This is a genomic window from Microbacterium resistens NBRC 103078 (assembly GCF_001552355.1).
Taxonomy (GTDB): Bacteria; Actinomycetota; Actinomycetes; order Actinomycetales; family Microbacteriaceae; genus Microbacterium; species Microbacterium resistens.
The window spans coordinates 1-2,640 of the sequence record NZ_BCRA01000200.1 but is presented as its reverse complement, the minus strand read 5'-3'; the positions used below and the strand labels follow the sequence as shown (position 1 = coordinate 2,640).

Annotated in this window: 4 protein-coding genes; all 4 read left to right on the top strand. The window is 73.4% G+C overall.

Features of this window, described 5'->3' with window-relative positions; translation table 11 throughout:
- Positions 1 to 76 precede the first annotated feature (76 nt).
- A complete protein-coding gene (locus tag MR1_RS18925) occupies positions 77 to 1,042 on the top strand; it encodes an AAA family ATPase (RefSeq protein WP_084344947.1) in 966 nt (321 codons plus the stop codon).
- Positions 1,043 to 1,073: 31 nt separating this feature from the next.
- A complete protein-coding gene (locus MR1_RS18920; RefSeq protein WP_067250794.1) occupies positions 1,074 to 1,967 on the top strand; it encodes a DUF58 domain-containing protein in 894 nt (297 codons plus the stop codon).
- The gene (locus MR1_RS18915; protein WP_067250791.1) at positions 1,954 to 2,445 is read left to right on the top strand and encodes a hypothetical protein; all 492 of its coding nucleotides are present in this window, start codon (positions 1,954 to 1,956) and stop codon (positions 2,443 to 2,445) included. Before MR1_RS18920 ends, MR1_RS18915 begins: the two co-directional genes overlap by 14 nt.
- Positions 2,436 to 2,640, top strand: a 205-nt coding sequence (locus MR1_RS18910) for a hypothetical protein (protein ID WP_409366283.1), incomplete at its 3' end; no start/stop codon positions are given. The genes MR1_RS18915 and MR1_RS18910, both read left to right, overlap by 10 nt.

The window sequence follows — 2,640 nt, the reverse complement described above, 5'->3', positions numbered from 1 at the left end:
CACCGGACCGGAAGCCGCCGACCCGGGCACCGCCGACCCGGCCGGCGAGACCCGGCCCGCCCCGACCGAGGCCGAGATGGCCCGCGCCCGCGAGATCCTGCGCACCGTCTCGGACGCGTACTCCGCCAAGATGGTCGGCCAGGAGCGTCTGCGCACGAGCCTCCTGCTCGCGCTCATGGCGGGCGGGCACATCCTCCTCGAGTCCGTTCCCGGACTCGCCAAGACCACGGCCGCCAGTACGCTGGCCGACACCGTGCAGGCCGATTTCAAGCGCATCCAGTGCACACCCGACCTGCTCCCCAGCGACATCACCGGCACACAGATCTACGACTCGGCCAGCGGCACCTTCCGCACCGTCCTCGGCCCGGTGCACGCGAACTTCGTCCTGCTCGACGAGATCAACCGCTCCAGCGCCAAGACGCAGAGCGCCATGCTGGAGGCGATGCAGGAGCGGCAGACCACGATCGGCGGGGAGATCCACCGGGTGCCGCGCCCCTTCCTCGTGATCGCGACGCAGAACCCGATCGAGCAGGAGGGCACCTACGAGCTGCCCGAGGCCCAGATGGACCGGTTCCTCCTCAAGGAGATCGTCGAGTACCCGAGCCCGGCCGAGGAGCTGGAGGTGCTGGCGCGCATCGACTCCGGCGCGCTCGACCCCGAACGGCACGTCCACACGGCGATCTCCCTCGCCGACGTCGAGCTGCTGCAGGACGTCTCCCGGCGGATCTACGTCGACGCCGCCGTGCGCAACTACATCGTGTCCCTCGTCTACGTGACACGGAACCCCGTGCCGTACATCGGCGAGCGCCTGGGCGGCTACATCAAGTACGGCGCGAGCCCCCGCGGCACGATCGCCTTCCTCCAGGCCGCCCGCGCCCTCGCGCTCCTCTCCGGCCGCAGCCACGTGATCCCCGAGGACATCCGGAACCTGCGCCACCTCGTGCTCCGCCACCGCGTGCTGCTCACGTTCGAGGCGGAGGCCGAGGGCGTGCGCAGCGAGGACGTCATCGACGCCGTGTTCGGCGCGGTGCCGACCCCGTAGCGCCGCCCGCGCCGATCCCGAGGCCCCGCTCATGCCCAGCCTGCTCACCCCGGTGAAGGGGAAGCTCTTCATCACCTCGTCGCGGAAGTCGACGCACGCGCTCGACGGCGCCTACGCGTCCCTGCTGCGCGGGCGGAGCCTGGACTTCGAGGACCTGCGCACCTACGAGTACGGCGACCAGATCCGCGACATCGACTGGAAGGCCACCGCCCGGCTGGGCGCGCCGATGATCAAGCGGATGCGGGCCACGCGGATGCACACCGTGCTCTTCGCCGTCGACACGGGCCTGGCGATGACCGCACTGGCCCACGACGAACGGCCCAAGCGCGAACTGGCGATCCTCACCGTCGGCGTCCTCGGGCTGCTGTCGCTGCGCCACGGTGACGACTTCACGCTCGTGCACGGCGACGCGCGGGGGTTCCGTCGGCGGGAGATCGGGCGCAGCGAGGCCGCGCTGGAGCACACCCTGCGGACGATGGACCAGGCGATCCGCTCGGCCGCGGCGCCCGGCGACCGCGACGGGCTGCTCTCGTACATCGCACGCACCGTCACCCGGCGGATGATCGTCGTGGTGGTGACCGACGACGCCCCGCTCACCGCGGAGACGGAGCGCCTGCTGCGCCGGCTCCGCGTGCAGCACGAGGTGCTGTGGATCACCCTGCACGACGCCGACCCGGTGCTGCCGGCGCGGGCGCCGGGGACGGCTCCGCGGCGGGACGTCGGATCCTCCTGGCTCGTGCCCGACTTCGCCCACGGCGACGCGGCGATCGCGGCGGAGCTGGCGGCGCAGGACGCCGCCGCCCGAGGGCACCGGGACCGGACGCTGGACCGGCTGGAGATCACGCACGCCGCGCTCGGGAGCCAGGACGACGCGGTGTCGGACCTGCTGCGGATGCTGGATCGGAGATCGCATGTCCGGTCCTGAGGAGCTGTACCCGCCCGCCCAGTACGCCGCCGGGTGGATGCTGCTCGCCTTCGGCGTCCTCGCGGCGCTCGTCCTCGCGGCGTGGCTGGTGATCGCGCTCACCGCGCCGCGTCGGCGCCCCGCCCCGGTCGCCGGCCCGGCACCGCCCGCTCCGCTGTTCGTGGACGTGTCGGCGGTGCTCCGCCAGGAGTACCTCGGCGGCATCGCGCGGATCGAGCAGCGGTACCGCGACGGCGAGCTGGACGCGCGTCGGGCGAACCTCGAGCTGAGCCGGGCGGTGCGCGCGTTCGTCAATGAGTACAGCGGCCTGGAGGCGCCGGTGCTGGCGCTGGAGGACCTGGAGCGCGCGGGCGTCCATCCCGCCCTGCTGGAGGCCCTCCGCCGGCACTACTACCCCAGCGTGTTCCGGCGGGGACCCGCGCTGGACCCGATCGCCGGCGCCGAGGCGGCCCGTCGGGTGGTGACGACATGGCACTGAGCTCGCTGACCTGGCCGTGGATGCTGCTCGCCGTGGCGGCCGCGGTCGTCGTCGCCGTCGTCGTCGGGGTGCTCCTCGGATGGCGCCGGGGCCGCGACGACGCCTCCGCGGCGGGCGCCCCGGTGGCCCGCGCCGAGAGGGTGCGCGGCCTCGGCTCGTTCGCCCAGGCCGTCCGGCGGCGCCGGCTGGCGTTGT

Bases quoted from the DNA above. Each gene is read 5' to 3' on its own strand.
- MR1_RS18925 (WP_084344947.1), top strand. From the start codon at position 77: ATGGCCCGCGCCCGCGAGATCCTGCGCACCGTCTCGGACGCGTACTCC.
- MR1_RS18920 (WP_067250794.1), top strand. From the start codon at position 1,074: ATGCCCAGCCTGCTCACCCCGGTGAAGGGGAAGCTCTTCATCACCTCG.
- MR1_RS18915 (WP_067250791.1), top strand. From the start codon at position 1,954: ATGTCCGGTCCTGAGGAGCTGTACCCGCCCGCCCAGTACGCCGCCGGG.